This is a genomic window from Pseudohaemophilus paraphrohaemolyticus (assembly GCF_003253115.1).
Taxonomy (GTDB): domain Bacteria; phylum Pseudomonadota; class Gammaproteobacteria; order Enterobacterales; family Pasteurellaceae; genus Haemophilus_A; species Haemophilus_A paraphrohaemolyticus_A.
The window spans coordinates 63,222-86,831 of sequence record NZ_QEQF01000002.1; the positions used below are offsets into that span (position 1 = coordinate 63,222).

At 40.4% G+C, this 23,610-nt stretch carries 26 protein-coding genes; 21 read left to right on the top strand and 5 right to left on the bottom strand.

Translation table 11 applies throughout. The features are described 5' to 3' along the window. The first annotated feature begins 54 nt into the window (after positions 1–54). The 10 genes from DPV92_RS03215 (at position 55) to DPV92_RS03255 (ending at position 11,975) form a co-directional block, all read left to right on the top strand. A complete protein-coding gene (locus DPV92_RS03215) occupies positions 55–3,207 on the top strand; it encodes a phage tail tape measure protein (RefSeq protein ID WP_111353656.1) in 3,153 nt (1,050 codons plus the stop codon). Positions 3,208–3,284: 77 nt separating this feature from the next. Beyond that, the gene (locus DPV92_RS03220; protein ID WP_111353657.1) at positions 3,285–3,824 is read left to right on the top strand and encodes a Rha family transcriptional regulator; all 540 of its coding nucleotides are present in this window, start codon (positions 3,285–3,287) and stop codon (positions 3,822–3,824) included. A 237-nt stretch (positions 3,825–4,061) separates the two neighbouring features. After that, the gene (locus DPV92_RS09920) at positions 4,062–4,523 is read left to right on the top strand and encodes a hypothetical protein (protein ID WP_204628476.1); all 462 of its coding nucleotides are present in this window, start codon (positions 4,062–4,064) and stop codon (positions 4,521–4,523) included. 283 nt (positions 4,524–4,806) lie between these two features. Further along, positions 4,807–5,463 (top strand): BRO-N domain-containing protein, encoded by a 657-nt coding sequence (locus tag DPV92_RS03230; protein ID WP_111353658.1) that lies wholly within the window; start codon positions 4,807–4,809, stop codon positions 5,461–5,463. 75 nt (positions 5,464–5,538) lie between these two features. Further along, positions 5,539–5,667: a hypothetical protein gene (locus tag DPV92_RS09960; protein WP_263969919.1), complete on the top strand. Its 129-nt coding sequence runs from the start codon at positions 5,539–5,541 to the stop codon at positions 5,665–5,667. 98 nt (positions 5,668–5,765) lie between these two features. Then, positions 5,766–6,083, top strand: coding sequence for a phage tail protein (locus DPV92_RS03235; protein ID WP_111353659.1), 318 nt, complete (start codon positions 5,766–5,768; stop codon positions 6,081–6,083). Between the two features lie 3 nt (positions 6,084–6,086). Continuing rightward, positions 6,087–6,800: a phage minor tail protein L gene (locus tag DPV92_RS03240; RefSeq protein ID WP_111353660.1), complete on the top strand. Its 714-nt coding sequence runs from the start codon at positions 6,087–6,089 to the stop codon at positions 6,798–6,800. A 3-nt stretch (positions 6,801–6,803) separates the two neighbouring features. Beyond that, a complete protein-coding gene (locus DPV92_RS03245; RefSeq protein WP_111353661.1) occupies positions 6,804–7,529 on the top strand; it encodes a C40 family peptidase in 726 nt (241 codons plus the stop codon). A 9-nt stretch (positions 7,530–7,538) separates the two neighbouring features. After that, positions 7,539–8,132 carry a tail assembly protein gene (locus DPV92_RS03250; protein ID WP_111353662.1) on the top strand — a complete coding sequence of 198 codons (594 nt, stop codon included), beginning with the start codon at positions 7,539–7,541 and terminating at the stop codon, positions 8,130–8,132. A gap of 9 nt (positions 8,133–8,141) precedes the next feature. Next, positions 8,142–11,975, top strand: coding sequence for a host specificity protein J (locus DPV92_RS03255; protein WP_111353663.1), 3,834 nt, complete (start codon positions 8,142–8,144; stop codon positions 11,973–11,975). A gap of 22 nt (positions 11,976–11,997) precedes the next feature. Here DPV92_RS03255 and DPV92_RS03260 read toward each other — a convergent pair whose 3' ends face one another. Genes DPV92_RS03260 through DPV92_RS03270 form a run of 3 tightly spaced genes read right to left on the bottom strand, consistent with a single transcriptional unit; the run spans position 11,998 to position 13,454 of the window. After that, positions 11,998–12,798 carry a factor H binding protein domain-containing protein gene (locus DPV92_RS03260; RefSeq protein WP_111353664.1) on the bottom strand — a complete coding sequence of 267 codons (801 nt, stop codon included), beginning with the start codon at positions 12,796–12,798 and terminating at the stop codon, positions 11,998–12,000. A gap of 49 nt (positions 12,799–12,847) precedes the next feature. Then, complete coding sequence (locus DPV92_RS03265; RefSeq protein WP_111313760.1) at positions 12,848–13,132, bottom strand: helix-turn-helix domain-containing protein; 285 nt, start codon at positions 13,130–13,132, stop codon at positions 12,848–12,850. Beyond that, the gene (locus DPV92_RS03270) at positions 13,113–13,454 is read right to left on the bottom strand and encodes a type II toxin-antitoxin system RelE/ParE family toxin (RefSeq protein ID WP_225791954.1); all 342 of its coding nucleotides are present in this window, start codon (positions 13,452–13,454) and stop codon (positions 13,113–13,115) included. Before DPV92_RS03270 ends, DPV92_RS03265 begins: the two co-directional genes overlap by 20 nt. Before the next feature lie 79 nt (positions 13,455–13,533). Between DPV92_RS03270 and DPV92_RS03275 the strand changes: the two genes are divergently transcribed. The 11 genes from DPV92_RS03275 (at position 13,534) to DPV92_RS03320 (ending at position 20,528) form a co-directional block, all read left to right on the top strand. Next, the gene (locus DPV92_RS03275) at positions 13,534–13,827 is read left to right on the top strand and encodes a hypothetical protein (RefSeq protein WP_111353666.1); all 294 of its coding nucleotides are present in this window, start codon (positions 13,534–13,536) and stop codon (positions 13,825–13,827) included. A 58-nt stretch (positions 13,828–13,885) separates the two neighbouring features. Beyond that, the gene (locus tag DPV92_RS03280) at positions 13,886–14,218 is read left to right on the top strand and encodes a hypothetical protein (RefSeq protein WP_111353667.1); all 333 of its coding nucleotides are present in this window, start codon (positions 13,886–13,888) and stop codon (positions 14,216–14,218) included. After that, positions 14,218–14,379, top strand: coding sequence for a hypothetical protein (locus DPV92_RS09830; RefSeq protein WP_192574170.1), 162 nt, complete (start codon positions 14,218–14,220; stop codon positions 14,377–14,379). The genes DPV92_RS03280 and DPV92_RS09830 overlap by 1 nt, the downstream gene beginning before the upstream one ends. Next, on the top strand, positions 14,376–14,702 hold the full coding sequence (locus DPV92_RS03285) for a hypothetical protein (RefSeq protein ID WP_111353668.1): 327 nt from the start codon (positions 14,376–14,378) through the stop codon (positions 14,700–14,702). Before DPV92_RS09830 ends, DPV92_RS03285 begins: the two co-directional genes overlap by 4 nt. Then, complete coding sequence (locus DPV92_RS03290; RefSeq protein ID WP_111353669.1) at positions 14,702–15,361, top strand: hypothetical protein; 660 nt, start codon at positions 14,702–14,704, stop codon at positions 15,359–15,361. Before DPV92_RS03285 ends, DPV92_RS03290 begins: the two co-directional genes overlap by 1 nt. Positions 15,362–15,648: 287 nt before the next feature. After that, positions 15,649–16,866, top strand: a complete 1,218-nt coding sequence (locus DPV92_RS03295; protein WP_111353670.1) for a pyridoxal phosphate-dependent aminotransferase — start codon at positions 15,649–15,651, stop codon at positions 16,864–16,866. Positions 16,867–16,988: 122 nt separating this feature from the next. Beyond that, positions 16,989–17,891, top strand: coding sequence for an EamA family transporter RarD (gene rarD / locus DPV92_RS03300; protein ID WP_111353671.1), 903 nt, complete (start codon positions 16,989–16,991; stop codon positions 17,889–17,891). Then, positions 17,891–18,763 (top strand): EamA family transporter RarD, encoded by an 873-nt coding sequence (rarD, locus tag DPV92_RS03305; RefSeq protein ID WP_111353672.1) that lies wholly within the window; start codon positions 17,891–17,893, stop codon positions 18,761–18,763. Before rarD (DPV92_RS03300) ends, rarD (DPV92_RS03305) begins: the two co-directional genes overlap by 1 nt. After that, entirely contained in the window at positions 18,760–19,380 is a 621-nt protein-coding gene (locus DPV92_RS03310) for a LysE family translocator (RefSeq protein ID WP_111353673.1), read from the top strand. Before rarD (DPV92_RS03305) ends, DPV92_RS03310 begins: the two co-directional genes overlap by 4 nt. A gap of 137 nt (positions 19,381–19,517) precedes the next feature. Next, entirely contained in the window at positions 19,518–20,222 is a 705-nt protein-coding gene (locus tag DPV92_RS03315; protein WP_111353674.1) for a 3-deoxy-D-manno-octulosonic acid kinase, read from the top strand. A 96-nt stretch (positions 20,223–20,318) separates the two neighbouring features. Further along, the gene (locus DPV92_RS03320) at positions 20,319–20,528 is read left to right on the top strand and encodes a TOBE domain-containing protein (RefSeq protein WP_111353675.1); all 210 of its coding nucleotides are present in this window, start codon (positions 20,319–20,321) and stop codon (positions 20,526–20,528) included. Between the two features lie 94 nt (positions 20,529–20,622). On the opposite strand, the gene cysS is transcribed toward DPV92_RS03320, so the two are convergent. Together cysS and tdeA are read right to left on the bottom strand one after the other, a co-directional pair. Continuing rightward, positions 20,623–22,002 (bottom strand): cysteine--tRNA ligase, encoded by a 1,380-nt coding sequence (gene cysS, locus DPV92_RS03325; protein ID WP_111353676.1) that lies wholly within the window; start codon positions 22,000–22,002, stop codon positions 20,623–20,625. Between the two features lie 193 nt (positions 22,003–22,195). Next, the gene (gene tdeA, locus DPV92_RS03330; protein WP_111353677.1) at positions 22,196–23,584 is read right to left on the bottom strand and encodes a toxin/drug exporter TdeA; all 1,389 of its coding nucleotides are present in this window, start codon (positions 23,582–23,584) and stop codon (positions 22,196–22,198) included. Positions 23,585–23,610 lie beyond the last annotated feature (26 nt).

Here is a 23,610-nt window from a genome sequence, read left to right on the forward strand (position 1 = left end):
AATATGAAAAAAGCGAGATACTAAAAATATCTCGCTTTTTTAGCTCTAGTTATATTGCGCGGTTTTAATAACTTTGAGCGTGTTCAAGCATTAGCAAGTAGTTTTATCCAAATTACAGATAAAAGCACCGAGCTTTCTAATAAATTGAAGCTGGTTACTGATGATGAAATTCAGCACGCCCAAGCAATGTCAGCGGTATATGATATTTCGATGAAAACCGCTCAATCTACGCAGGCGGTTTCTGCCATCTATTCTTCTTTTTCCCAAAATGCAAAAGAGTTAGGTATCAATCAGCAACAGGTGGCGAGTGTTACCGAAACCATCTCAAAAGCGGTAGCTATTTCAGGTGCAAGTGCGTCAGAAGCTCAAAATGCCCTTACCCAATTTAGCCAGACTTTGCTAATGGGCAAAATGCGAGCTCAAGAATACAACTCGATTATGACCCAAACACCAGCGGTAATGCAGGCAATCGCACGAGGTTTGGGCGTAACAATGGGTGAATTAAAGCATATGTCAGATGATGGCAAACTGACTTCTGACAAGATGATTCAAGCCCTAGAAAAATCAAAAGCATCGGTTGATGAGCTCTATGGCAAAACAGCGACAACTGTTAGCAATGCAATGCAGAATTTGACAACTGCAACCGAAAAATTTATTGGCGAAGTTGATAAAACAACTGGTGTATCAAGTTTGGCGGCAGCAGGTATCAATACCCTAGCCCAAAATTTAAATAATTTAATTCCCCTTTTACTCTATGCTGGTACGGCATTTGCTGGAATGAAACTGCAAGTATTTACCGCTCAAACTTGGCAGCTAGTGAATGCCAAAGTTCAAGATGTAAAAACTACCGCAGAACAAGCACAAAAAATTCTATTTAAAACACAAGCAAGATCACAAGAAGTTGCCCAAGAACTTAGAGCAACACAAGCTTATATTGCAAATCTTCAAGCACAAATGAATTTAGCTCGTACCGAACAACAACGGAGCATTATTGCGAGAGAACTTCATATTCAAACGCAACGAGAAACGGCACTTGTTCAACAACAAACCTTGGCGATTAAAGCCCTTGAAACCGCACAAAACCAAGCAAATATCGCCAAACGAGCGGGGCTTGGTTTGCTTAATGCCTTTGGCGGACCTTGGGGAATTGCAATGGGATTAGTTTCTGCTGGTGTAATGGTTTTATACAACTGGCACCAAGAAGCTGAACAAGCCAGAGAGAAAGCCTTAGCTTATGCCGATGCTATCGAACAAGTGCGTGCTAACCTTGAAAAAATGTCTGCGGTTCAAGTAGCTGCGGAAATGGTTAAGGTTAAACAGTCTATTCACGAACAAGAAGAGGCAGTAGCGAAGCTTAAAGAGGAATATAAAAACCTTGAAGCTGAGGCGCAATCAGCGGTAAATATCGCAGACAGTATGGCAACAGGCTTTGTGACATATAAGACCGCTGAAGAAATGGCAAAAGCCAATGATGAATTAGCATTGAAAACGGCAGAGCTTGAAGAGGCTGAAAACAAACTCAATAAAACACTTGAATGGCAAAGAGATCTTAAAGCTCACGAGCCTGTAGCCGAACTCAAAGAACAATTTTCAGCCCTCTTTCCACAAGTGGAACAATCACAAATCAAGGTTGATGGCTTGAATGTGTCCATTGGTAACTTAACCGTCACTTTACCGCAAGCAACCATTGAGGCGTTGAAATTTGCAGGTGCTATCGGCTCTATTGCAACAGGTGCAATTCAAGCAGCGGTAGCAGTAGCTAATCTAAACAATGTCAGTGGTGGACAACTAGGCGAAACTGCCCAGAAAATGATTCGCCTTAATCAAATTGAAGGGGAGTTATCTGCAGCTAAAAAAGGTAATGATAAAAAACGTATTGCCGAACTTGAAGTAGAACGAGCGGAATTAAGCGGTCGTTATAAAGACTTACAAGGGAAAGATTTAGAAGCGGTAAAAGCCTCAGACTTTGAAAAATACCAACGGCAAGCTCAAGAGGGATTTTCAAAAGGCAGTAAAAAAGGAAAAACCAAATCAAGCGAAGATTACCGCAACGATTGGGATAAATACTACGATGACTTAGTCAATGCCAACGCCTCTGCGTGGGAGAAAATCAAGTATGAGCAAGATGTCGCCTTCCGTGAGTTAGGAAAACACCTTTCACACGGGGTAGTTAACCAAGCCGAAGCTGAAAAAGCCCGAGCGCTAATTGCCGAGCAATATGGCAAACAACGAATGGAATTGGCAGGGCAGTATATTCCTGAAATTGCCTATCGAGAAAAAATTAAAACCCAATTGAAAGATTTAGAACAATTGGAAAAAGATGGCACGCTTACCACCGAACAAGCTGCCCGCGCACGTCAAAATCTTGGTGCAAAATATGTACCTGTGGTGGCAGTGATGGAGGAGTATCGCCAAAAATTGGCTGAAATTGCAGAACTGGAACAACGTGGCATTATTAACAATAGCCAAGCCAACGAAGCTCGTGCGGATGCCGAATATGAAAAATGGAAAGGCACAGCCGACAAAAGCAACCCAATGAATGGGATTCGCCAAGGTTGGGAAGAATGGGCAAAAACGGCAGGTAATACGATGGAACAAGTGGCGAACATCACTACACAAGCCTTTGACGGAATGGCTGACCAACTCACCAATTTTGTGATGACAGGTAAAGCCGATTTCCGCAGCCTCACCGTTTCTATTTTGTCGGATATTTCCAAGATGATTATTAAGATGATGATCTTAAATGCAGTAAAAGCGGCATTCGGAGGCTTTTCTGGAGGCGGTTTAGTAGGTGGTACAGAAGTTAATGGTAACGCTACTTATGGAATGGGCACGTGGGCAACAGGTGGCTATACAGGTGATGGCGGCAAATATACCCCTGCTGGTATTGTCCATCGTGGCGAATATGTGATTACTAAAGAGGCAACGGCACGGCTTGGCAAAGGCTATTTGGATTACCTCAACTACGGCACACGTGGTTTTGCCAGTGGTGGCGGAGTTGCGGTGCCAAACGTGCCAATGCCGAATGTATCGTCAAGCGGTGCAAGCAGCAACCAAGTGAGCATCAATATCAACATTGACCAAAACGGCAACACCGAAAGCCAAACCGATACCACCGAGCAAGCCAAACAGCTTGGCAAAACCATTGAAGCCAAAGTGTTGGAAGTACTGGTAAAACAGCGTAGAGCTGGCGGAATATTGAGCTAATAAAATACCCAAAACATAACCCTGAACATTTGTGATGTTCGGGGTTTTTTATTGCCATAAATTTAATAGGAGCAAAAATGAACTTGCAAAAAATTGAGAATTTCAACCAATTTGTTCAAGTAAAAGGCGACAAAATTGTAACTAACACATTAACTATTGCTAGCGTGTTTGGTAAACGTCACACGGAAGTGCTACGAGCGATTAAGAATTTAAATTTACCTTCTGAATTTGGTGAACGCAATTTTGCGTCCACCTATTACAAAGATAAGTGGAATCGCCAAAAACCAATGTATGAAGTTACTAAAAACGGATTTATGTTCTTAGTAATGGGTTTCAATGGGCAAAAAGCTGACCGATTAAAGGTGGCATTTATTGAGGCGTTCGATTATTTGCTTGCTCAAGCAAACAAAACAGGCTATCAACTTCTGCAAGAATACCAACAAATTTGTCTCCATAAAAAAATGGAAGAAGAATTTGCCAGTTATTGTGGTAAAGGGTTGAATCGCTGGAAAGGTAAAAAACCGAACCTCAACCAAAAAATGAAAATGCTTGAAGATAAAATTCAAATTAACTTGAATCTAGTGATTGATGAAAATTTACTAACATCACAAATATAACAAACCCCGAAGCGTTTGCAGCACTTCGGGGTTTTCTATTTTCCCCTTATTGTACCTAAGAGGACATCAATTGAATGAATTTTAATATAGAGATTGGAAAAATGCTACAAAGCAATTTTAGAGCAGGTGGAATGTTCGCCTAATTTTAGGCGAATTTTCTATTTTGTGATCTTGTTCAAAGTTTTTTTGATGTTTTCAAAATAAAATGCAACCGACCATATTTTCAGAGGAGGTTGCATGAAAAAATTATTATTAACTGGGTTAGCTTGCGCATTATTGGTAGGGTGTGCTCAAGAACCGTTAAAAAAACAAACATCTTCAGGAAAACCTGAGACTGAATTTCCAAACAAAACTGTAGATCAGGTTATTAATGGAATCACTGAATATTGCAATGACAAAGGATTTGTTGTTGAAGAACAAAATAAAAACTATGTAGTTTGCGCAAAAGAAGCTGAAGGAGCTCAAGGATTCTTTACTCAGCTTGCTATAGGTAATGCCTACTCAACTACTCCACAAAATAAATTAAGATTTTCAGTATCAAAAAAAGGAAATGGTTCTAAAGTTTGGGTAAATGCTTGGAGCGAAACTCAAATGGCTATGGGGCAAGTAAATAAAATGCCTTTTGAAGGTAATAAAGCACAAAATCAAATGCAAGATATGCTTGATCTTTTATTACCTCAATATGTAAATAAGCAATAAAATAAATATAAGCCCCTTGACACCCAAGGGGATTTTTATTAGTATGTTTTCAAGGTCTCAAAAGCCTTATGTTCAACGGTATTATTCACCCCGTCAGCGTGATTTTTTTGTATCTAAAATTTGAGAATTTTACCGCCATTATAAAATTCTCAAAGAATCAATGACCGACGGTGCGAGGAATACAATACCGAAAGGGAATAACTCCGCCTGATTGAACACAGGTTTTGAGCCGTTGGTCGCCCAATTATGGGTAAATTATCAATCCATCAAAAGGAAATGTTCAATGAAAACTCAATCCCAACTCTCTACATTCAACTTTGAATCAAATTCTATCCGCACTTTAGCTATCAACAATGAGCCTTGGTTCGTTGCTGTTGATATTTGTAGGGCGCTTAATTTAAGCAGTCCATCAATGGCTATTGCCAATTTAGATGATGATGAAAAATATACCCTAAGTTTAACTGAGGGTATCGAAGGAGTCGGTAAACAAGTTCAAGAATTGAATTTAGTTTCCGAAAGCGGAATGTACACTCTAATTCTTCGTTGCCGTGATGCAGTGAAAAAAGGCTCTGTACCACACCGATTCAGAAAATGGGTAACCGCCGAAGTATTACCTGCCATTCGCAAAACAGGCAGCTATTCGCAAAACGCAAGCCAAATCCAACCGCTTGCAGACGAACCCCTAAAACTACTGGTGCAAGCCTATCATTTTCTTTACCAGGCAAGCGACTTACGCACCAAAGTGCAACCAACCTTTATCGGTATAGATATCGACCGCCACTTTGGTAGCCATTACCTCCACAACTTAGGTAAACCGCTCAGCCAATGTATGGAAAACATCCAAGCCTACATTCACGCAAGTGCCGAACGCCTTATGTTCGTACAAGGTATGGCAAGCCTGCTTGAAACACCAACTGCTAAAAAAGCAGTATTTAAATAATCCTTAAATACTCAACCGACCTCACCTGAAATAACGTGAGGCGGTTTCCCACTCCTTAAATTTAAGGAATGCACCATGACTGAAAAACAACTGCGCCTACAAATCAAATGGTACTGGCACAACTTCGCCCAAACAGGCAACATCGAATACTGGTACAAAGGCTACAACGCCTTTAACCAACTTGCAAAACTGCTCGGCTTATAATTCGTAAACCACAGCTAAAAAAAGACCGCTTGTGAACCATCGTAAGCGGCTTTTGGCGTGCTTTTTATTTACTATTTTTTTAAAAAAGGAATGCAGATATGGAAACCTTACCTTACTGCCCAAAACCCAATTACACGGTAAGCAATGAGCCGAAGATCAAAAAAATGGACTTTGGCGACGGCTATCAACAGCGCCGTGCGGACGGATTAAACCCACAGCTACGTAAATTCAGCGTAACCTTTAATCTACGAAATCCGCAAGCGGTCAAATTAGCCCAATTTCTTGCGAAGCATAAAGGTGTAACGGCTTTTCTGTTTAAAGCCGAAAATGCCAAAGTGACCTGCCCAAAATGGACAGAAAACCGTGGCAAAACCCACACCGAAATTCAATGCGAGTTTGAAGAAGTGGTGGAGTAATTTATGACAACCAACATCACCCCAAAATTCCAGCTTGAACTGGCAAAGCTCGAACAAACGGCGTTGCTTGACTTATTTGAGGTCGATATGCGACAGCTTACGGGCAAAGACGGTAATCGTGGCGAGCTGTTCCGTTTTTATGCAGGCACGAATGAACTTACCCAGCCGATTATTTGGCAAGGCAACCGCTACACACCCTTTGGGGTAAAGGCAGAAGGCTTTGAAATGTCAGGGCAGGGGGCGAGCAATCGACCAACGCTCACAGTAGTCAATTTTGATGGCTTTGTGACCGCACTCTCGAATAACTTCGAGCAATGCTTAGGTGCGATTGTACGCAGACGGCAAGTGTATGCCCAGTTTTTAGATGCAGCGAACTTTAAAGAGGGCAACCGCAATGCCGATCCACAGCAAGAGCGAGTGAGTTATTACCTGATTGAGCAATTAACCACGCTCACGCAAGATATTGCGACCTTTACGCTGGCGTTGCCAACCGAAACCGATAATGCCTTGATTAACAAGCGAACGATTTTAGTCACGTGCCCGTGGGTGTATCGCTCAACCGAATGCGGTTATACGGGCAGACCTGTTGCAGATGAAAAAGACCAACCGACCACCGACCCCAAAAAAGACAAATGTTCGGGGTGCTTGCGGGGTTGCCAACTACGTAATAACACCCTCAACTATGGTGGGTTTATTGGAGTCAATAAATTGGGATAGAAAATGATTGAACAAACCATTTTAGACCACGCCAAACAATGCGAACCGCAAGAAGCGTGCGGGTTGATTCTCAGCGACCATATGATGGGCGAGCGGTTTTATTACCCTTGCCAAAACGTGGCAACCGATCCACTCAATTTCTTTGAGATTTCGCCTGAGGAGCAAATCGAGGCGGAAAAATTGGGGTGGATTGAGGCGATTGTCCATTCACACCCGAATGGCGAACTTGTGTTATCGCTTGCCGACCGTCAGATGTTCGCCCACACCGATTGCGATTGGCTTTTAGTCTGTGAGGGTAAATTGCAACGTTTCCCGAAAATTGCCCCGCTTGTTGGCAGAACCTTTGAGCACGGCAAAACTGATTGCTACACGTTGTTTAAAGATTTCTACTTTTTAGCAGGTTTGGATATGGATGAGTTCAATCGCCCCAATGAATGGTGGCACAACGGGCAAAATCTTTACTTAGATAATCTCGAAGGGCAAGGCTTCAAGCGGTTAGATTCTCAGGAAACTTTGCAAATTGGCGATGTAATCTTAATGCAAGTAGGGGCGAACGTGCCGAATCACGCGGGCATTTACTTAGGCAGTCAGATGGTGTTGCACCATAGTCCCAAACGACTTAGCAAGCGAGATTTATACGATGGCTACTGGCTCAAACATACACACTCGATTTGGCGACATACCAATGCCGAGCAGTTGGGTTTTTCCATTCCGATTTCTACTTTATAGGGCACCTCTATGATCAAGATTAAATTCTACGGCTCACTCAAGCGTTTTGGCACGGATTTTCAGCTGGATTGCCAAACGGTGGCAGAGGCGTTAAAAGCCTTGATGAGCCAACTAAAAGGACTGCGTCACATGATGCAACAAGGGATGTATAAAGTCCGTATTGGTTCGCAATATTTAGATAATCGATATCTAGAAAAAGGCTTGCATTACCGCTTGAGAGCAGGAATGACGGTGCATTTTACCCCAGTGTTAAAAGGGGCGAAGCGTGGTGGCGTATTTGGCGTGATTGCGGGTATTGCTTTGATTGGTGCAGCTGTGTTACTTGGCCCTGTCGGTGGCATTATCAGTTCTCAAGCGGCAATGATGTTGGGTGGAATGGGAGCGTCTATGTTGCTAGGTGGCGTGGCACAAATGCTGACCAAAACGCCGAGTATGGGTAACTTCAACGAGCAAGAGAAAAAATCTTCGACGGCATTCAGCGGGCTACAAAATCGGGCCGCACAAGGACAAGCCATGCCACTGGCTTATGGGCGAATGTTGGTGGGCTCGTTGATTATCTCGCAAGGGATTGAGACCTTTGATGTGGTGGAAGAGAAAAAATAAGGGGCTATTATGGGATTATTCCGCAAAAAGAAAAAAGCACATACACCAATAGAAGCCAAAGAGAGTGGACGCAGTAAACAACGTATTAAAATTGTGGAAGTGCTTTCAGAAGGGGAAATTGAAGGTTTAGTAGACGGGTTAAAATCAGTCTATTTAGACAAAACCCCGATTGAAGCTCAAGACGGTTCGCACTATTTCAAAAACATGGAAATTGAAGGGCGTGAAGGGACGCAAACCCAAGAGGTCATGCAAGGCTTTCAAGCGGTCGAAAAAGAAGTTTCCGTTTCAACTGAAATCACCCAACGCACCGCTTTAACCCGTACGGTCACCGATGCTAATGTGAATCGCCTTCGCTTAACCTTGGGCGTACAAGCTTTATTTGAGCAGAACGACCAAGGCGACACCAATCCAGTTACCATTGAGTTAAACATTACCGTCGGCACACAACAGATTCCATTTACCATTCATGGTAAATACAACTCACCTTATTCCCGCTCAATTGAGGTGACAAATTTGCCAGCAGTGCCCTTTACCATCAAAGTGGAACGTATCACTGCCGATTCCACCTCAAACCGCTTAGCGAACAAAACGATGTGGGCGAGCTATACCGAAATCATTGATGCCCAATTCCGCTACCCGAATACTGCCTATATAGGCGTGAAATTCGACTCGGAGTATTTCAACAATATTCCCACTCGCACCTATGAAATCTATGGCATCAAAGTGCGTGTGCCGAGCAATTACAACCCTGAAACACGCACTTATACGGGGTTATGGGATGGCACATTTAAAGTCGCTTACACCAATAATCCTGCGTGGATTTTGATGGATATTGTTACCCACAAACGTTACGGCTTAGGCGACCGCTTGGGTGAGTTTAGCGTGGATAAATGGGCACTTTATCAAATCGCCCAGTATTGCGACCAGATGATTCCTGATGGTTTTGGAGGGCAAGAGCCTCGCTTTACGTGTAATTTATGGCTGACTGAACAACGCAGTGCTTATGATGTGCTCTCTGATTTATGCTCGATTTTCCGTGCGATACCAGTATGGAATGGCACAGAGCTCACTTTTATTATGGATAGACCATCCGATCCTGTTTGGGCTTACACCAATGCTAATGTGATAGGGGGGCAATTTTCACGCCAGTATTCGGCAATGAAAGCACGCCATAATGCGATTCAAGTGGAATACAAAGATGCCGAGAACAACTACGAGAGCACGATTGAGTATATTTCTGATGATGAGCAGATTCGTAAATTCGGTTTAAACCTCAAAAAAGTGACCGCTTTTGGCTGTACTTCACGTGGACAAGCATTCCGCACAGGTAAATGGATTTTAGAAACTGAACGCCTTGAAACCGAAACGATTACTTTCACGGTGGGCAGTGAAGGCTTAATGAATATCCCTGGCGATATTATCCGCGTGAGCGATAACCACTTTGCGGGCACGAATATTGGCGGGCGAGTACAAGCAATTCACGGTCGAATCCTTACGCTTGACCGTGAAATTCAATTCAGTGCGAATCATTTTTTAAGTTATATCAACGCTCAGGCGAAACATCAAAAAATACGCATTACCGCCGTTTCTGGCAAGCAGGTGACATTAGAGTCCGAGCCTGTTGGATTGAGCTTACAAGGGGTGTGGTCGCTTTTAACGCAGACAGTTGCCTCTCAACTTTATCGTTGCATGACGGTAACGGAAAACGAAGAGGGCACTTACACCATTTTTGCCTTGCAACACGAACCGCAAAAAGAGGCGATTGTCGATAACGGAGCGAGTTTTGAGCCTCGCAACACCAGTGTGATAAAAACGCCAACTTTGGAAAGCCTCAATGCGGAGGCGACTCCAAACGGCTTAAAGCTTAACTGGTCGTCTACGGCTGGGGTGGGTACGCTCACTTATGATATTAAGATCCTGAAAGCGGGCAATTTGTATGCCTACCATAAAGGTATCAGCAGCACCGAATTTTCTACAGATGATTTGCCCGATGGAGATTACACTGCGATTGTGATCGCTAAAAATGCAAGCGGTCAAATGGTGAGTGAAAAATCGCAAAGTTTCACCATAAATCGACCGCCTGTACCGCGTGATGTGGCGGTGCTCGGCGGGCTAGGTAATATCACGATCTCGTGGGCGTGGGTAGATGATTTCACCCAAACTGAAATCTGGGTCAGCGAGCAGGATAACCTTACTACCGCACAACGTTTAACCAAGCTCACTGCAAAAATGTACAGCCATGAAGTCGGTGCAAAGCAGGTGCGTTATTACTGGCTTAGACACGTGCGTGGGCAAAATGTCGGGTCGTTTTATCAACAAACGGGCTTGCGAGGAGAAAGTTCGGTAGATATTGATAAAGAGCTGAAACTGCTGAATGAAAAGCTCTCAAAAAATATCGTGAATGAAGTAATTGATACAGCCTTACCGGCTCGAAACCTTGATTTAATTAAAACGGTCAATGGTTTAAATACTGGTGAATATCAAGGACACAAACAGGTATATAACACCGCAGACGGTAAACTTTACACCTGGAACGGTAGCAAATACCTTGAAAACGGAATTGATATAAATGGTGTAAAAATTAGGACAACGCAATTAGTCGGCACTTTGCAAGCTAATCAAATTGGTGCGGACACAATCGGAGCAGGTGCATTACAAGCTGGAGCGGTGCGAGCAGATCATCTTGCTGCAGGGGAGATTTCAGCCGATAAACTGGCGATTGGGTTGGGTGGGAATTTACTCACTAATCCGATTTTTGCTAATAATGGTTATGGTTGGAATACATTTTTTAATAATAATGCAACAGGAATTCATACCGCTCATCAACGTTCTGATACTTGGGGAAATTTAAGTTATTTACCAAATGAGAATATATTTACAGGTAGTTTTAACGTTTCTAATGCTAGTATTGCTAACGGTGCTAGAGTTGGTGGTGTTTATATCAATGTACCTGTTGTTGCAGGGAAATGGTATATGTTGTCTTGTTATGTTGGTTGCCATCGTGGTGTTATTCAGATCTCGCCTGAGTTTAGAACAGCTAACGGTGGTCGGGTTGGCATTAAATATAGCAAAACTTCTAACGCAAATTTTGCCGGAGGACTAAAAGGAGCAGAAAGAATATATGTTCTAGCACAAGCTCCTGATAATGCAATAAGCGTTGATTTCTTTATTTCTGTTTATAAAACAGAAAATACAAGTAATCTTGCTTGGTTTGCTCAACGCCCCATGCTCGAAGAATGTACCGAACACACCAAAGTACCTAGCCCTTGGCAAAATGCAGGTGTCACAGCAATTCATGGTGGATCGATTGTCACCAATTCGATTACTGCTCAGCAGATTGCAGCGAATACGATTACAGGTAATGAGATTAAATCTGGGACAATTACGGCAAAAGAAATTGCATCAGGAACGATTACAGGGAAACACATTGCAGCGTCTCAAACGCTACAATCTCCGATTATTCGAGGAGGAGTTCTTGAAGTTGGTAGCTTGATTGGAGGAAATTTATATGAATTTTTATCAATTAGTCCAAATGGTCGTACTGCAAGTACCGTTGTTATTAAGCCCTCTATTGCAGAGCGATTGCTAATTATAAAATGGGAAACAGGTGAAGTCAGATATAGCAATAATAGTGTATCTATAATGTCAAATGATGAGTGGGTGACTAAAATAGAATCAACACATAAAAAATCAAGCTTTTATAGAAAAGGGCTTTATACTCAAACTATTCCAGCCAATACCGAGGTTCGTATTACATTAAATTATTTCGCAAAGAACATTATAAATCCGATTGATATAGAAACGATTGTATTTTCTGGGAAAAAATATATTGAAGTCAGATAAGCCCACAACCGTGGGCTTTTTACTATTTCTTACCTGCAAAAGCTTCGTAAGGATTACCGCGATCATCAAGGACTACACCGTTTACCTCTTCGGCTTTTGGTCCCATAAACGTACCCGCATAAGGTGTGTGCACTTGCATTCCATCAATGGTTGCATGAGCCATACCGCCAAAACTTGCAATGCTATCTGCAGACATTATCGTTCCTTTTTCAAGTGTAATTTCAGGAAGGGCTTTTTTATCTTTTAATGTCGTACGGTTATATAAACGACCTTCTACGTTTTTATTGGCAAAGTTAGCAGTGAAACGCATTTTACCTTCGCTGTTTGCGCCAAATGAGACACCGTTATAAGTTGCTGCACCTAGGTTAGCGATATCATCAAATTTGGTTGTTAACCCTACTATGTCAAAGTTATCTTTGGTCGTTACGCGGTTGTCAATAACACGTCCGTATTCATCAATACTTACATTTCTTGGCAGCACATAACCAATGGCAGAATATGGCAGATTATAGGCACGAAGTTTTAATTCATTCCCTACATTTTCAACAGAAATCCAGCCCTCAGGTTCAAAAGCAAAGTTGGCTTGCTGGTTTGGTAACTCAATTAGTTTTTCTTGAATGACTTGTGAACGGAAAGCACTATCAACCGAATCTAACGCAGTTTTTGGTGTTGTTGGCTGAGACACAGTTGGTTTTGACAAGGGGGGAGCAGGCTGATTAACAGCAGGGTGTGAAGTAGTGGTATCTGTATTGCTACCGCCACCACCACTTCCGCAAGCAGCTAAAACTAAACTAGAAAGGAGGGTTAAAGCGAGTTTTTTCATATGTTTTCCCCGTTATTGTTCTAAGAGTGTAGATTGAAATGACCCTGTTTTACAACATTGCCACTTTTAATTCAGAACCGCAAGCCTGAGCATAGCGTTGCAATGTGAGAAAAGAAGCGCGGCTAGCATTTTTTTCTAATTTACTGACAGCAGGTTGAGTAACGCCCATTTTTTCAGCCACTTGAGAAACCGTCAATCCCGCACGAGTCCGCATTTCTTTAAGTAGAGATTGCAACTCATCGACACGTTTCTCGGTTAAATAAAGTTGCTTAGTCTCTTCATCTTGCAAAAGTGTCTCTTTGACTTGTTTATAACTAATGGGTTGTACTTTCATCGGTCATTTCTCCTAAACGTTTTAACGCAAGTTCAATTTCAGAAGCGGGCGTTTTTTGTGTTTTCTTTACAAAAGTTCGCAAAATATAAATTTTCTGCCCAATGGCAAATGCAAAAAAGGTGCGAGAAATATCTTTATTCCCTGCTCTTAACTCAAATAATCCCTCTCCCATCGCTCGGGTATGGGGAAAGCGCAGCGCATTACCTAGCATTTCTAGCTTATCCAGTGCATTTAAGGCTTTCGATCTCATTGATGGAGAGAGTGCTTCGATTTCTGAAAAGGCGTCAGGGTGGAAAAGTAATTCAAACATCATCAAGTTCATAACTAATAAATCATGTTTATCATATCACTTTTGAAATATAAATTAAAGGTAATATTTCATCAACAACAAGGAGTCTTTTATGACGACATTTAACAAAATCTTAAACCCAGTCTATTCAACCATCTCTGGTTTCACCATGAATTCAGACGGTTCAATGAACGTGACTTACGCCATCGGCACAGGCACGGAAGAGGCGGAACAAATCACCGAATTTCGACCGCTTGTGACTGAGTACAAATACCTCGATGCCAGCCAATCACACGCCATTATGTTCGCCCCGCTCACACAGGGTGATATTGGCAAATCGTTCCAAGATTTAATGCTCAACCGTATTTACAGCTATATGAAAGAGCAGGGAATGATTGAGGTGTAAGGCTTTTCTTAAAACTAACCGCTTGTAGCAATGCAAGCGGTTTTCTTTTGGAGAAAAAATGGAAAACGTTAATTTAGAAATGATACGCGGCGATGATGATGGCTGGACGTTTGAAGTCCTCGAAGAATCACCAACGCTTGAGCTAACACAATGTCGCTTTGACTTACATATCAAACCCGGCAAAGGTGGCATTATCAAACTCTCAAGCAAAACAGGCGAAATTACGACCGAAGGCAACTTGATTCACGTAGTCATCGCACACAGCAAAACCGAAAACGAGACTTGGGAACAAGCACAATGGGATTTGCAATGTATCGACCCAAACCAAAAAGTCACAACCCTCGTGGGTGGTGATTTCACGTTAATTCCCGATATTACGAGGAACGAATAATGCAAAAAATCGCTATCCGCATTCGTGATAAACCCCCAATTCACGTACGGCTTTGGACTAAAAAGCCAATTAAAATCAAAGTAGCAAAATTGGCAATTGCACAGCCAGCTATCCCTCCTTTATCCGATTTAATTCTCAACTACAAAATAGGACGACTATGACAACACAAACAATCCAACAATTACTCACCGAATTTGCAACGTATTTAGGTGAGCAAGATAAAGCAATTTTGGCTCAAATTGATACTAAGGTCACCCAGCTTAAAAATGACCTGTTAGGCGGTGAAGTATCAACCGATTTAGACACATTTAGAGAGCTAGCAGAAGAGTTACGCAAACTCAAAGCAAGCGGAAGCAGTGCACCTGAGGCACTAACCAGCAAACTGACGGAATTTAAACAGAGTTTAGATGGCGTGATTGAGCAAATTAACACATTAAAAGCAATGGACTTAAAGGCAGCTTATCAACGCGGGAAAAATAGCTAATGAGCCTTTTAGAACAATTGCCCGAGGTCATCGAACAAATCGGGCGAGATATTAAAGCCATAACCGTTGTGCTTGGTAGCGGTCGCCCTGATAAGCCCGATACAACAGGCGGAAAAATAACAGGAAATGAGCCTAACGGCACGATTTATGAATCATCAGATGGCGGTAGAGTCGGAGCCTGGAAATGGCAAAAACGCAACGGAAAATGGATGGTTACAGATGGTGATACAGGTTTGGTTAATGCTGTAACTAAAAATCTAAAGCCTGGTGCTTACATTAAACTCCGCAGACAAGGTAACCTTGTATCATGCCATATGGGCGGGTTATCTTGGGGATTGTTTGGTTATCTAGGCAAAACCGAAAAAGGCTATACCCCACGACAAGCAGGTCGAGTTGAGGTTATTAGTCAAGGAGGAATCCCTCTTGGCTTTAGATCCGATGACTCTTGTGGATTTAGCTTGTTTGATGATGACACCAATCGAGCAGTTGCAGGTATTTATGTGGGAGGTGTAGGCGATTCTAATTTTATGCGATTTACCCCATACCACGCCGACCCTAAAATAAAAGGCAATGAGGCAATTCCTGATATTGGCCCCAAAAATCTAAGACCGCCCGCTATGATGTGGACAACATCCGACCCTTGGCCCGATAAGGTTTAAAATAATTTAATATCTCTAAATTTAAACGCCAACCGCTCGCATTCTGAGTGGTTATTTTAGGGCAACCAGCACAAAAGCACACTGGTTAAAGTGAATAAAGATGAAGTGGTTAAAAAATAAGTTTCGGAAAAAATGGGAGGGTTTCGGAAATGAGATAAATTTGAGGTGTGTAAGTGTTTGATTTTATAAGGAAATTCAGAGCCAATATAATTGTTCTTTATTTTCCTTAAAAATCAGAGTAAAGTTCAAAAATCCGTTTTAAATCTAAACACAACACAGGAAGCATTATGGAACGTTTTCCAAAATCAGATAAATTAGCACAGGTTCGCTACGATATTCGCGGTCCTATTCACAAAGAGGCGCTTCGCTTAGAGGAAGAGGGCAATAAAATTCTCAAACTCAACATTGGCAATCCTGCCCCATTTGGGTTTGAAGCCCCTGATGAGATTTTGGTGGACGTTATTCGTAACCTGCCAACAGCACAAGGTTATTGCGATTCTAAAGGTTTGTATTCTGCACGTAAAGCGATAGTGCAGTATTACCAATCAAAAGGTATGCGTGGAATGGACGTGAATGATGTATATATCGGTAATGGCGTATCAGAACTGATTACGATGTCAATGCAAGCGCTCTTGAATGAAGGAGATGAGATCCTTATTCCAATGCCTGATTATCCACTTTGGACTGCGGCAGCAACGCTAGCAGGAGGGAAAGCGGTGCATTACCTTTGCGATGAAGAGAATGAGTGGTTCCCTGATATTGAAGATATCAAAGCAAAAATCAGCCCACACACCAAAGGGATTTTGATCATCAATCCAAACAACCCGACTGGTGCGGTGTATAGCCGTGCAATTTTATTAGAAATTGCTGAACTGGCTCGCCAACACGGGTTGATTATTTTTGCTGACGAAATCTACGAAAAAATCTTATACGATGGTGCAGTTCATCACCATATCGCAGCTCTTGCACCTGATGTGTTGACAGTCACTTACAATGGTCTATCCAAAGCTTACCGCGTGGCAGGTTTCCGCCAAGGGTGGATGGTATTGAACGGACCGAAAAACCAAGCGAAAGGCTTTATTGAGGGCTTGGATATGTTGGCTTCTATGCGTTTGTGTGCCAACACTCCAATGCAACATGCGATCCAAACCGCACTGGGCGGCTACCAAAGCATAAATGAATTTATCCTCCCTGGTGGACGTTTGCTCGAACAACGCAACAAAGCGTGGGAGTTATTGATACAAATTCCAGGCATTACCTGTGTGAAGCCAAAAGGTGCGATGTATATGTTCCCGAAAATCGACACCGAGATGTATGGCATTAAAGACGATGCTAAATTTATCTACGATTTGCTTCAAGCAGAAAAAGTGTTGCTAGTGCAAGGTTCTGGCTTTAACTGGCATAAACCAGACCACTTCCGCGTGGTAACATTGCCTTATGTCCATCAGCTTGAAGAAGCGATTGGCAGATTGGCGAAGTTTTTGAAAACGTATAAGCAAGACTAACATTTTGTAACACAATGGTGTTGCGATTGATGTAGGGGGCGAATTTAATTCGCCCCTACACAAATGTAGCAAATTTGCTCTAAATTAATAAACTCCTCTCTATTTTTCATTTTCAATTCTTTATGTTAAAAGGCGTACTCTTTTCTTTAACAGCCTCTTTTTTATTTGGCTGTTTATATTATTTAGCCATTCACTTAAGACCTCTTGCAGGAGAAAGCGTGTTCGGTATTCGTATGGTATTGACGCTGCCTTGCTTATTTTTGGCTTTATTGTTATTTAAGAAATGGAACGAGTTTAGCTTATTTCTACAACGATTAAAACGTGAGCCAAAATTATTTCTGGTGATTTTCATCACTTCGGCGATTGTCGGCGGGCAAATGTGGCTATTTTTATGGGCGCCGAATAGCGGGAAAGCGATTGAAGTTTCCATGGGCTATTTATTAATGCCTATTGTTATGGTCGCTTTTGGCAAAATCTTTTATAAAGAACTGCTTTCAAGAAATAAATGGCTGGCAATTATTTTTGCCTTTATTGGCGTGGTGAGTAACATTATTTTGGCAGGGAAACTCTCTTTAGAAAGCGTGTTTGTTTGTACGGGTTATCCGATTTATTTTTATTTACGCCGAAAATTTGGCTTAAGTCATTTACATAGTTTTGTATTTGAAATTGCATTTTTAGTTCCTGTGGCAATTTATTTTATTTCTAAAACCGATATGCAAGCAGTACAACAGGTAAATCCGCATATTTATATTTTTATTGCTTTATTAGGCATTATTAGCGGGGCAGCTTTAATTTCTTACACGTTGGCAAGCACTATTTTACCTTTTAATTTATTAGGCTTATTGGGTTATGTTGAACCGTGCGTGATGTTACTCATCTCATTTTTAATTGGTGAAAAATTAAATCCCGATGCTTATATTTTAATGTCTTGCTTATTAATCGCGATTTTATTATTGATATTAGATGGTATTCAGGCTGTTCGCCGTAGTCATCGGAAACATAAAGCACAAATAAAGGTGAAATAATGTTAAAAGGTGTCTTTTTTTGTATCACAGCTAATTTTTTATTTGGCTTGGGTTATTATTTCGCAATTTTATTGCGCCCATTAAGTGGCGAAAGTATGTTTGGTTTTCGAATTATTGTATTGATTCCATTTATTTTACTCGCGATTTTATTATTTAAACAGACACCAAAATTTACACAACTTTGGAAAAAAATAAAGAAAAACCCACCGCTTATCTTTATTTTATTATTGCTTGCACTAAATACAGGCGTGCAACTTTGGCTTTTTATGTGGGCGCCCAATAATGGTCAGGCAATTCCTGTTTCTATTGGCTATTTATTGTTACCTATCGTTGCTGTTGCGTTAGGTAAAATCGTATTTAAAGAACATTTTACCTTATTGAAATGGCTTTCTTTAATCTTTGCGATTATTGGTGTAGGTATAAATATTATTTTAACGGGGGATTTTTCTTGGGGAACACTGGTCTCTGGCATTGGCTATCCACTTTATATTACATTACGTCGCTATTTTGATATTAATAATCTTGCTACATTTTTTATTGAGTTATTATTAGTCACTCCCTTTGCATTATATTTTATTTCTCAAACAGAGATGCAGCCAATCTTAATAGAAAATCATTATCTTTATGCGATTCTTGCTCTGTTTGGATTGGTAAATGGTGTTGCATTTATTGCTTATATTGCTTCCAGTAATTTATTACCTGTAAATGTGTTAGGGCTATTAGGTTATATGGAACCTTTAGTAATGCTTGCTATCTCATTTATTATTGGCGAAAGTTTAGATTCGAAATCTTATATATTGATGATATGTTTATCTCTTGCGATTACATTATTAACTATTGATAATTTTAGACAAGGAAGATTAAAACGATGAATGACATTGTAAATTATTGGGGATTTTTAACCGCTTGTATTTTATTAAATCTTACCCCTGGCTCAGATACCATTTATATTATTACCCGTACCATTGCGGAAGGCAAAAGATCGGGCATTGTTTCCGCTCTCGGCATTCAAACGGGAATGCTATTTCATGTGTTAGCGGTTTCCTTAGGTTTAGCGGGTGTTGTTGCTCACTCCACAATGCTATTTGCTATTCTCAAATATGCAGGTGCAGCTTATTTGCTTTATTTAGGCATCAAAATGTGGCGTGAACCTTTGGTCATTGATAATCCAAATTTAGACAAATTACCACTCTATAAAATTTATCGTCAAGGCGTGATTACTAACGTATTAAATCCTAAAGTAGTGTTATTCTTCTTGGCATTATTGCCACAATTTGTTACCTCAAACTTAGAAAATACCTTTTTACCGTTTTTATTACTGGGCTTAACTTTGCTCAGCACAAGTACCGTTTGGTGCATCATATTAGTGATAGCAGCCTCCCCATTAGGTTGTTTATTAAGAAATAATCAAAAAATTGGTAGCTGGTTAAATAAAATTTGTGGCACCATTTTTGTTGGGTTAGCAATGAAGATTGGACTTGAAAAGTAAGATAACAAAAAATGTATATAGTAGGTTTTTAAGGTTTATTATTTATTTTCAACTTCTGATATATTTAGGAAGTTTTCTTTGACATTAAAAAATAAATCTAAAATCTAAGGAATTAATTTTAGGGTTTTTATTCTCGTATGTTTTACTATCATTTTAACGCAAATCTTGTACCTCAAAATCAACAAATACTGCTCGAAAAATTTTTCACTTGCAAAAATTTTGAAAAATCAGACCGCTTGCTTGGTTTTGCAAAAGGGCGAGGCATTACATGGTTTTTAAATACGCAAGCTGAATTAGGGGTAAACAGTGTTTTACGTCATTATCGAAGAGGGGGCTTATTTGGCAAGATTATCAAAGATAGCTATCTTTTTCGTGGTATTGAACATACTCGGGCTTTTCAAGAATTTAGTTTGCTAGAAAAAATGTGTGCTTGGTGTTTGCCTGTTCCTCGTCCAATTGCCATTCAAATTGAGAAACGATTTTGCTGTTATCGTGCTGATATTATAATTGAAAAAGTGGAGAACACTCGAGATTTAAGTCAGATCTTGCAAAGTAGAATCCTGACTGATGAACAATATCAGCAAATAGGAAAACTGATTCGTCAGCTACATAATCATCAAGTGCACCATACTGATCTTAATATTCATAATATTTTGCAAGATACAAGCGGTCAATTTTGGCTTATTGATTTTGATAAGTGCTATATTCAGTCAGGTAATAGCTGGAAACAAGGTAATTTAGACCGATTGTTAAGATCGTTTCATAAAGAACAAAATCGACTAAATATTCATTTTAGTGAGCAGAATTGGCAAGCTCTTATAAATGGGTACCAAAATAAATAACCTTAAAAGATTATTATGAGTGGTGTTTTTTTTTGCTATTATGAAATTCTACCATGTTAGTAGATTCTTTTAATCTTTTTCAAATAAGGATATTTAATGAAAATTAGTGCAAGAAATCAATTAAAAGGTAAAATCGTTTCAATCAAAACTGGTTCTGTAAACGCAATTGTACATATTGATATTGGTGGTGGTAATGTAATTACTTCGACCATTTCTATCTCAGCAGTTAAAGAATTAGGTTTAGAAGTAGGCAAGGATGCGTATGCAATCGTTAAAGCAACTTCAGTAATGATTGGCGTGGAATAGTCTCATTTAAAAATAAAACCTCGCAAACTATATAGTCTGCGAGGTTTTAGTAGGCATAGTAGATAAAATAAAAAATTTTGTTTAGTATGACATTTTAAGCCTTACGCCAAGTTGTGCCATTCGGCGTATCTTCAAGCACGATATTCATTGCTTTTAACTTATCACGTACCTCATCCGCTACAGCCCAATTTTTTGCTGCTTTTGCTTCATTGCGTTGTTTGATTAATGCCTCAATTTCAGCCGCTTCATCATCATTCGCATCGCCTTTTAAGAAAGTTTCTGGATCTCGCTCTAATAAACCAAGCACGCTTGCTAACTCTTTTAAGCGAACCGCTAAACCATTCGCTGTTTCGGTATCTTCTGTTTTGAGTTTATTCACTTCACGAGCGATTTCGAATAAAACTGCTAATGCACCTGGTGTGTTGAAATCATCATCCATTGCGGTTTTGAATGCTTCCACATATTGCTCTCCGCCCTTTGCAGGAACAGTTAGATCGCACCCACGCAATGCCGTGTATAAACGTTCTAGTGCTGAACGTGCTAAATTTAAGTTATCAATGCTGTAATCAAGCAAGCTACGATAATGTGCAGTTAAGAAGAAATAACGCAGGCTTTCGGCATCGTATAAATCCAACATATAACGAATGCTAAAGAAGTTACCGAGCGATTTTGACATTTTCTCTTTATCAATCGTCAGCATTCCCGTGTGGAGCCAATAATTTACGTAATTACCGTGATTTGCACAACAAGATTGGGCGATTTCGTTTTCGTGGTGTGGGAACATTAAATCTGAACCGCCGCCATGAATATCAAAATGTTCGCCAAGCTCTTTGCTATTCATTGCAGAACATTCAATATGCCAACCTGGACGACCATTTCCCCAAGGGCTTTCCCAGCTTGGTTCGTTTTCTTTCGACATTTTCCATAGCACGAAATCCATTGGATTTTTCTTCACTGATTTGATTTCAACACGTGCACCTGCTTGTAGCTGATCTAAATTTTGGCGAGAAAGTGCCCCATATTTTGGGAAAGATTCTACATCAAACATCACATCGCCATCTGCAGCAACATAAGCGTGCCCGTTAGCAATAAGCTTTTCAACCATTGCAATAATTTCAGAAATATGATGGGTTGCACGCGGTTCAACATCTGGGCGAAGAATATTTAACGCATCAAAATCTTTGTGCATTTCAGCAATCATGCGATTAACAAGCTGATCGCAAGTTTCGTTATTTTCAATCGCACGTTTGATAATTTTATCATCCACATCGGTAATGTTTCGCACATAGCACAAGTTATAGCCAGAGTAGCGAAGGTAGCGTGCAATCACATCAAAAGAAACGAAAGTACGACCGTGCCCAAAATGACAAAGATCGTAAACCGTTACTCCACAGACATACATCCCAACTTTGTTGGGATTAATCGGTTTAAATTCTTCTTTTTCACGTTTTAGCGTATTGTAAATTTTGAGCATAAGGTCCTCGTTGATGAAATAAAGAAAGGATTGCAAACGGTTTGATAAAATCAACCGCTTGTAAATGAGAAGAAGTGTAGCAAATAAGAGGTAAAAATAAGAGGATTTTTTACAAATTTATTAGCATTTCATTCTTTTGAAAACGAAAAAGGTGTGCAAACTATTATTTATGCACACCTCTTATTTATTTTTATTAGCGACTATATTTCCCTGCCATTGCTTGATACACTAAATTTTCATTCGTTAAAATCGTATATTTTTGATTTAACAAAGAAATTTGTGAACTCAGCTCGGTATTCATCGCACTAATCCAATCACGGAATTCGGCTACACCTTGATTGTAACGGTTTTGGTAGTAAGTGCTGATTTTACGATTTTTCTCGTAAGTTTGCTCTAATAAACCTAAACTGCTACGTGCTTGGTTATAAGTGTAGTAATAGCTGTCAATTTCGTTTAATGCCGTTGTAATGCTTTGTTCGTAGTTGATACGAGCGGTAGTGTAATCTGCTTCAGAGATTTTCACGTTATTTTTCACACGGTTCCAATCTAAGAATGGTAGATCGAATGAGAACATACCATTTGCAATTGGGTTATTGCCAATGTTAGATGCAGAACGTGCACTACCTGAAATTGCTCCACCTAAAGTTAATGTTGGGAACCAGCTTTTTTCGGTTGCTGTTAAGGTTTTAAATGCGCTTTGTAAACGGCTTAAACGTGCGATAACATCTGGGCGGTTTGCAATTGCTGAAACAGGCACATTAGTATCAACGCCTTGTAATTTCACGTTAAGAATGTTTGGATAGCGAGATGGAAGCGGTTGATTTGGCTGAAGGTTTAGCAAATTACGCATCGTTTGTTCAGCGGTTTTTAAGCTTGTTTCTAAGCCAACCACGCTATTACGAGCACTTAGGGTCGCTTGTTGAGCTTGTTCTACCGCTAATGGGTCGATTGCACCCACTTTCAATTTATTGTTTAAGATATTGCTGATTTGCTCATAGTTTTTGATGGTGCGGTTTGTTACCGCAATCGCATCTTTGTAGTAAGCAATTTGGTAATAAGTTGCCACCACAGAGTTAATCAAAGAAAGGCGAGATGATTTTAGATCTTCAATTGTTGCTTTGTGTTCCCACTCTGCTGCACTTGCGGTATCTGCTAAACGACGCCATAAATCAACGGTATAGCTTAATTTAAAGCTTGCAGTATTGCTTACAGTTGATGTACCTACAGAGTTGGTGTTATTGCTTGAGCCAATACCTTTTGATGCAGAAGATGAACCCGAACTACTAAAAGTTGGTACTAAGTTTGCTCCCACTAAATTCGCATTATAAATTGCACGGTTTACTGAAATTGCACTTTTCGCTAAATCTAAGTTATTTTTAATCGCTTGATCAACCAACGCATTTAACTGCGGGTCGTTATAACCTCGCCACCACTGCTCGTCAATTGAGAATTGTTTACTAATATTTTCGTAATTTTGGTAAGTTTCTTGGGCTTGGTTTAACGAACCATCGCTACTCATATTTGAGCACGCAGATACGGCTAAACCTAATGCTACGGCAAAAGTTAATTTAGATAATTTCATTCCGTTTCCTTATTTATATAACGTAG

What these genes read in the sequence shown, in the direction of transcription:
- DPV92_RS03220 (WP_111353657.1), top strand. Translation starts at nt 3,285, where the DNA reads ATGAACTTGCAAAAAATTGAGAATTTCAACCAATTTGTTCAAGTAAAA.
- DPV92_RS09920 (WP_204628476.1), top strand. Translation starts at nt 4,062, where the DNA reads ATGAAAAAATTATTATTAACTGGGTTAGCTTGCGCATTATTGGTAGGG.
- DPV92_RS03230 (WP_111353658.1), top strand. Translation starts at nt 4,807, where the DNA reads ATGAAAACTCAATCCCAACTCTCTACATTCAACTTTGAATCAAATTCT.
- DPV92_RS09960 (WP_263969919.1), top strand. Translation starts at nt 5,539, where the DNA reads ATGACTGAAAAACAACTGCGCCTACAAATCAAATGGTACTGGCACAAC.
- DPV92_RS03235 (WP_111353659.1), top strand. Translation starts at nt 5,766, where the DNA reads ATGGAAACCTTACCTTACTGCCCAAAACCCAATTACACGGTAAGCAAT.
- DPV92_RS03240 (WP_111353660.1), top strand. Translation starts at nt 6,087, where the DNA reads ATGACAACCAACATCACCCCAAAATTCCAGCTTGAACTGGCAAAGCTC.
- DPV92_RS03245 (WP_111353661.1), top strand. Translation starts at nt 6,804, where the DNA reads ATGATTGAACAAACCATTTTAGACCACGCCAAACAATGCGAACCGCAA.
- DPV92_RS03250 (WP_111353662.1), top strand. Translation starts at nt 7,539, where the DNA reads ATGATCAAGATTAAATTCTACGGCTCACTCAAGCGTTTTGGCACGGAT.
- DPV92_RS03255 (WP_111353663.1), top strand. Translation starts at nt 8,142, where the DNA reads ATGGGATTATTCCGCAAAAAGAAAAAAGCACATACACCAATAGAAGCC.
- DPV92_RS03260 (WP_111353664.1), bottom strand. Translation starts at nt 12,798, where the DNA reads ATGAAAAAACTCGCTTTAACCCTCCTTTCTAGTTTAGTTTTAGCTGCT.
- DPV92_RS03265 (WP_111313760.1), bottom strand. Translation starts at nt 13,132, where the DNA reads ATGAAAGTACAACCCATTAGTTATAAACAAGTCAAAGAGACACTTTTG.
- DPV92_RS03270 (WP_225791954.1), bottom strand. Translation starts at nt 13,454, where the DNA reads ATGAACTTGATGATGTTTGAATTACTTTTCCACCCTGACGCCTTTTCA.
- DPV92_RS03275 (WP_111353666.1), top strand. Translation starts at nt 13,534, where the DNA reads ATGACGACATTTAACAAAATCTTAAACCCAGTCTATTCAACCATCTCT.
- DPV92_RS03280 (WP_111353667.1), top strand. Translation starts at nt 13,886, where the DNA reads ATGGAAAACGTTAATTTAGAAATGATACGCGGCGATGATGATGGCTGG.
- DPV92_RS09830 (WP_192574170.1), top strand. Translation starts at nt 14,218, where the DNA reads ATGCAAAAAATCGCTATCCGCATTCGTGATAAACCCCCAATTCACGTA.
- DPV92_RS03285 (WP_111353668.1), top strand. Translation starts at nt 14,376, where the DNA reads ATGACAACACAAACAATCCAACAATTACTCACCGAATTTGCAACGTAT.
- DPV92_RS03290 (WP_111353669.1), top strand. Translation starts at nt 14,702, where the DNA reads ATGAGCCTTTTAGAACAATTGCCCGAGGTCATCGAACAAATCGGGCGA.
- DPV92_RS03295 (WP_111353670.1), top strand. Translation starts at nt 15,649, where the DNA reads ATGGAACGTTTTCCAAAATCAGATAAATTAGCACAGGTTCGCTACGAT.
- rarD (WP_111353671.1), top strand. Translation starts at nt 16,989, where the DNA reads ATGTTAAAAGGCGTACTCTTTTCTTTAACAGCCTCTTTTTTATTTGGC.
- rarD (WP_111353672.1), top strand. Translation starts at nt 17,891, where the DNA reads ATGTTAAAAGGTGTCTTTTTTTGTATCACAGCTAATTTTTTATTTGGC.
- DPV92_RS03310 (WP_111353673.1), top strand. Translation starts at nt 18,760, where the DNA reads ATGAATGACATTGTAAATTATTGGGGATTTTTAACCGCTTGTATTTTA.
- DPV92_RS03315 (WP_111353674.1), top strand. Translation starts at nt 19,518, where the DNA reads ATGTTTTACTATCATTTTAACGCAAATCTTGTACCTCAAAATCAACAA.
- DPV92_RS03320 (WP_111353675.1), top strand. Translation starts at nt 20,319, where the DNA reads ATGAAAATTAGTGCAAGAAATCAATTAAAAGGTAAAATCGTTTCAATC.
- cysS (WP_111353676.1), bottom strand. Translation starts at nt 22,002, where the DNA reads ATGCTCAAAATTTACAATACGCTAAAACGTGAAAAAGAAGAATTTAAA.
- tdeA (WP_111353677.1), bottom strand. Translation starts at nt 23,584, where the DNA reads ATGAAATTATCTAAATTAACTTTTGCCGTAGCATTAGGTTTAGCCGTA.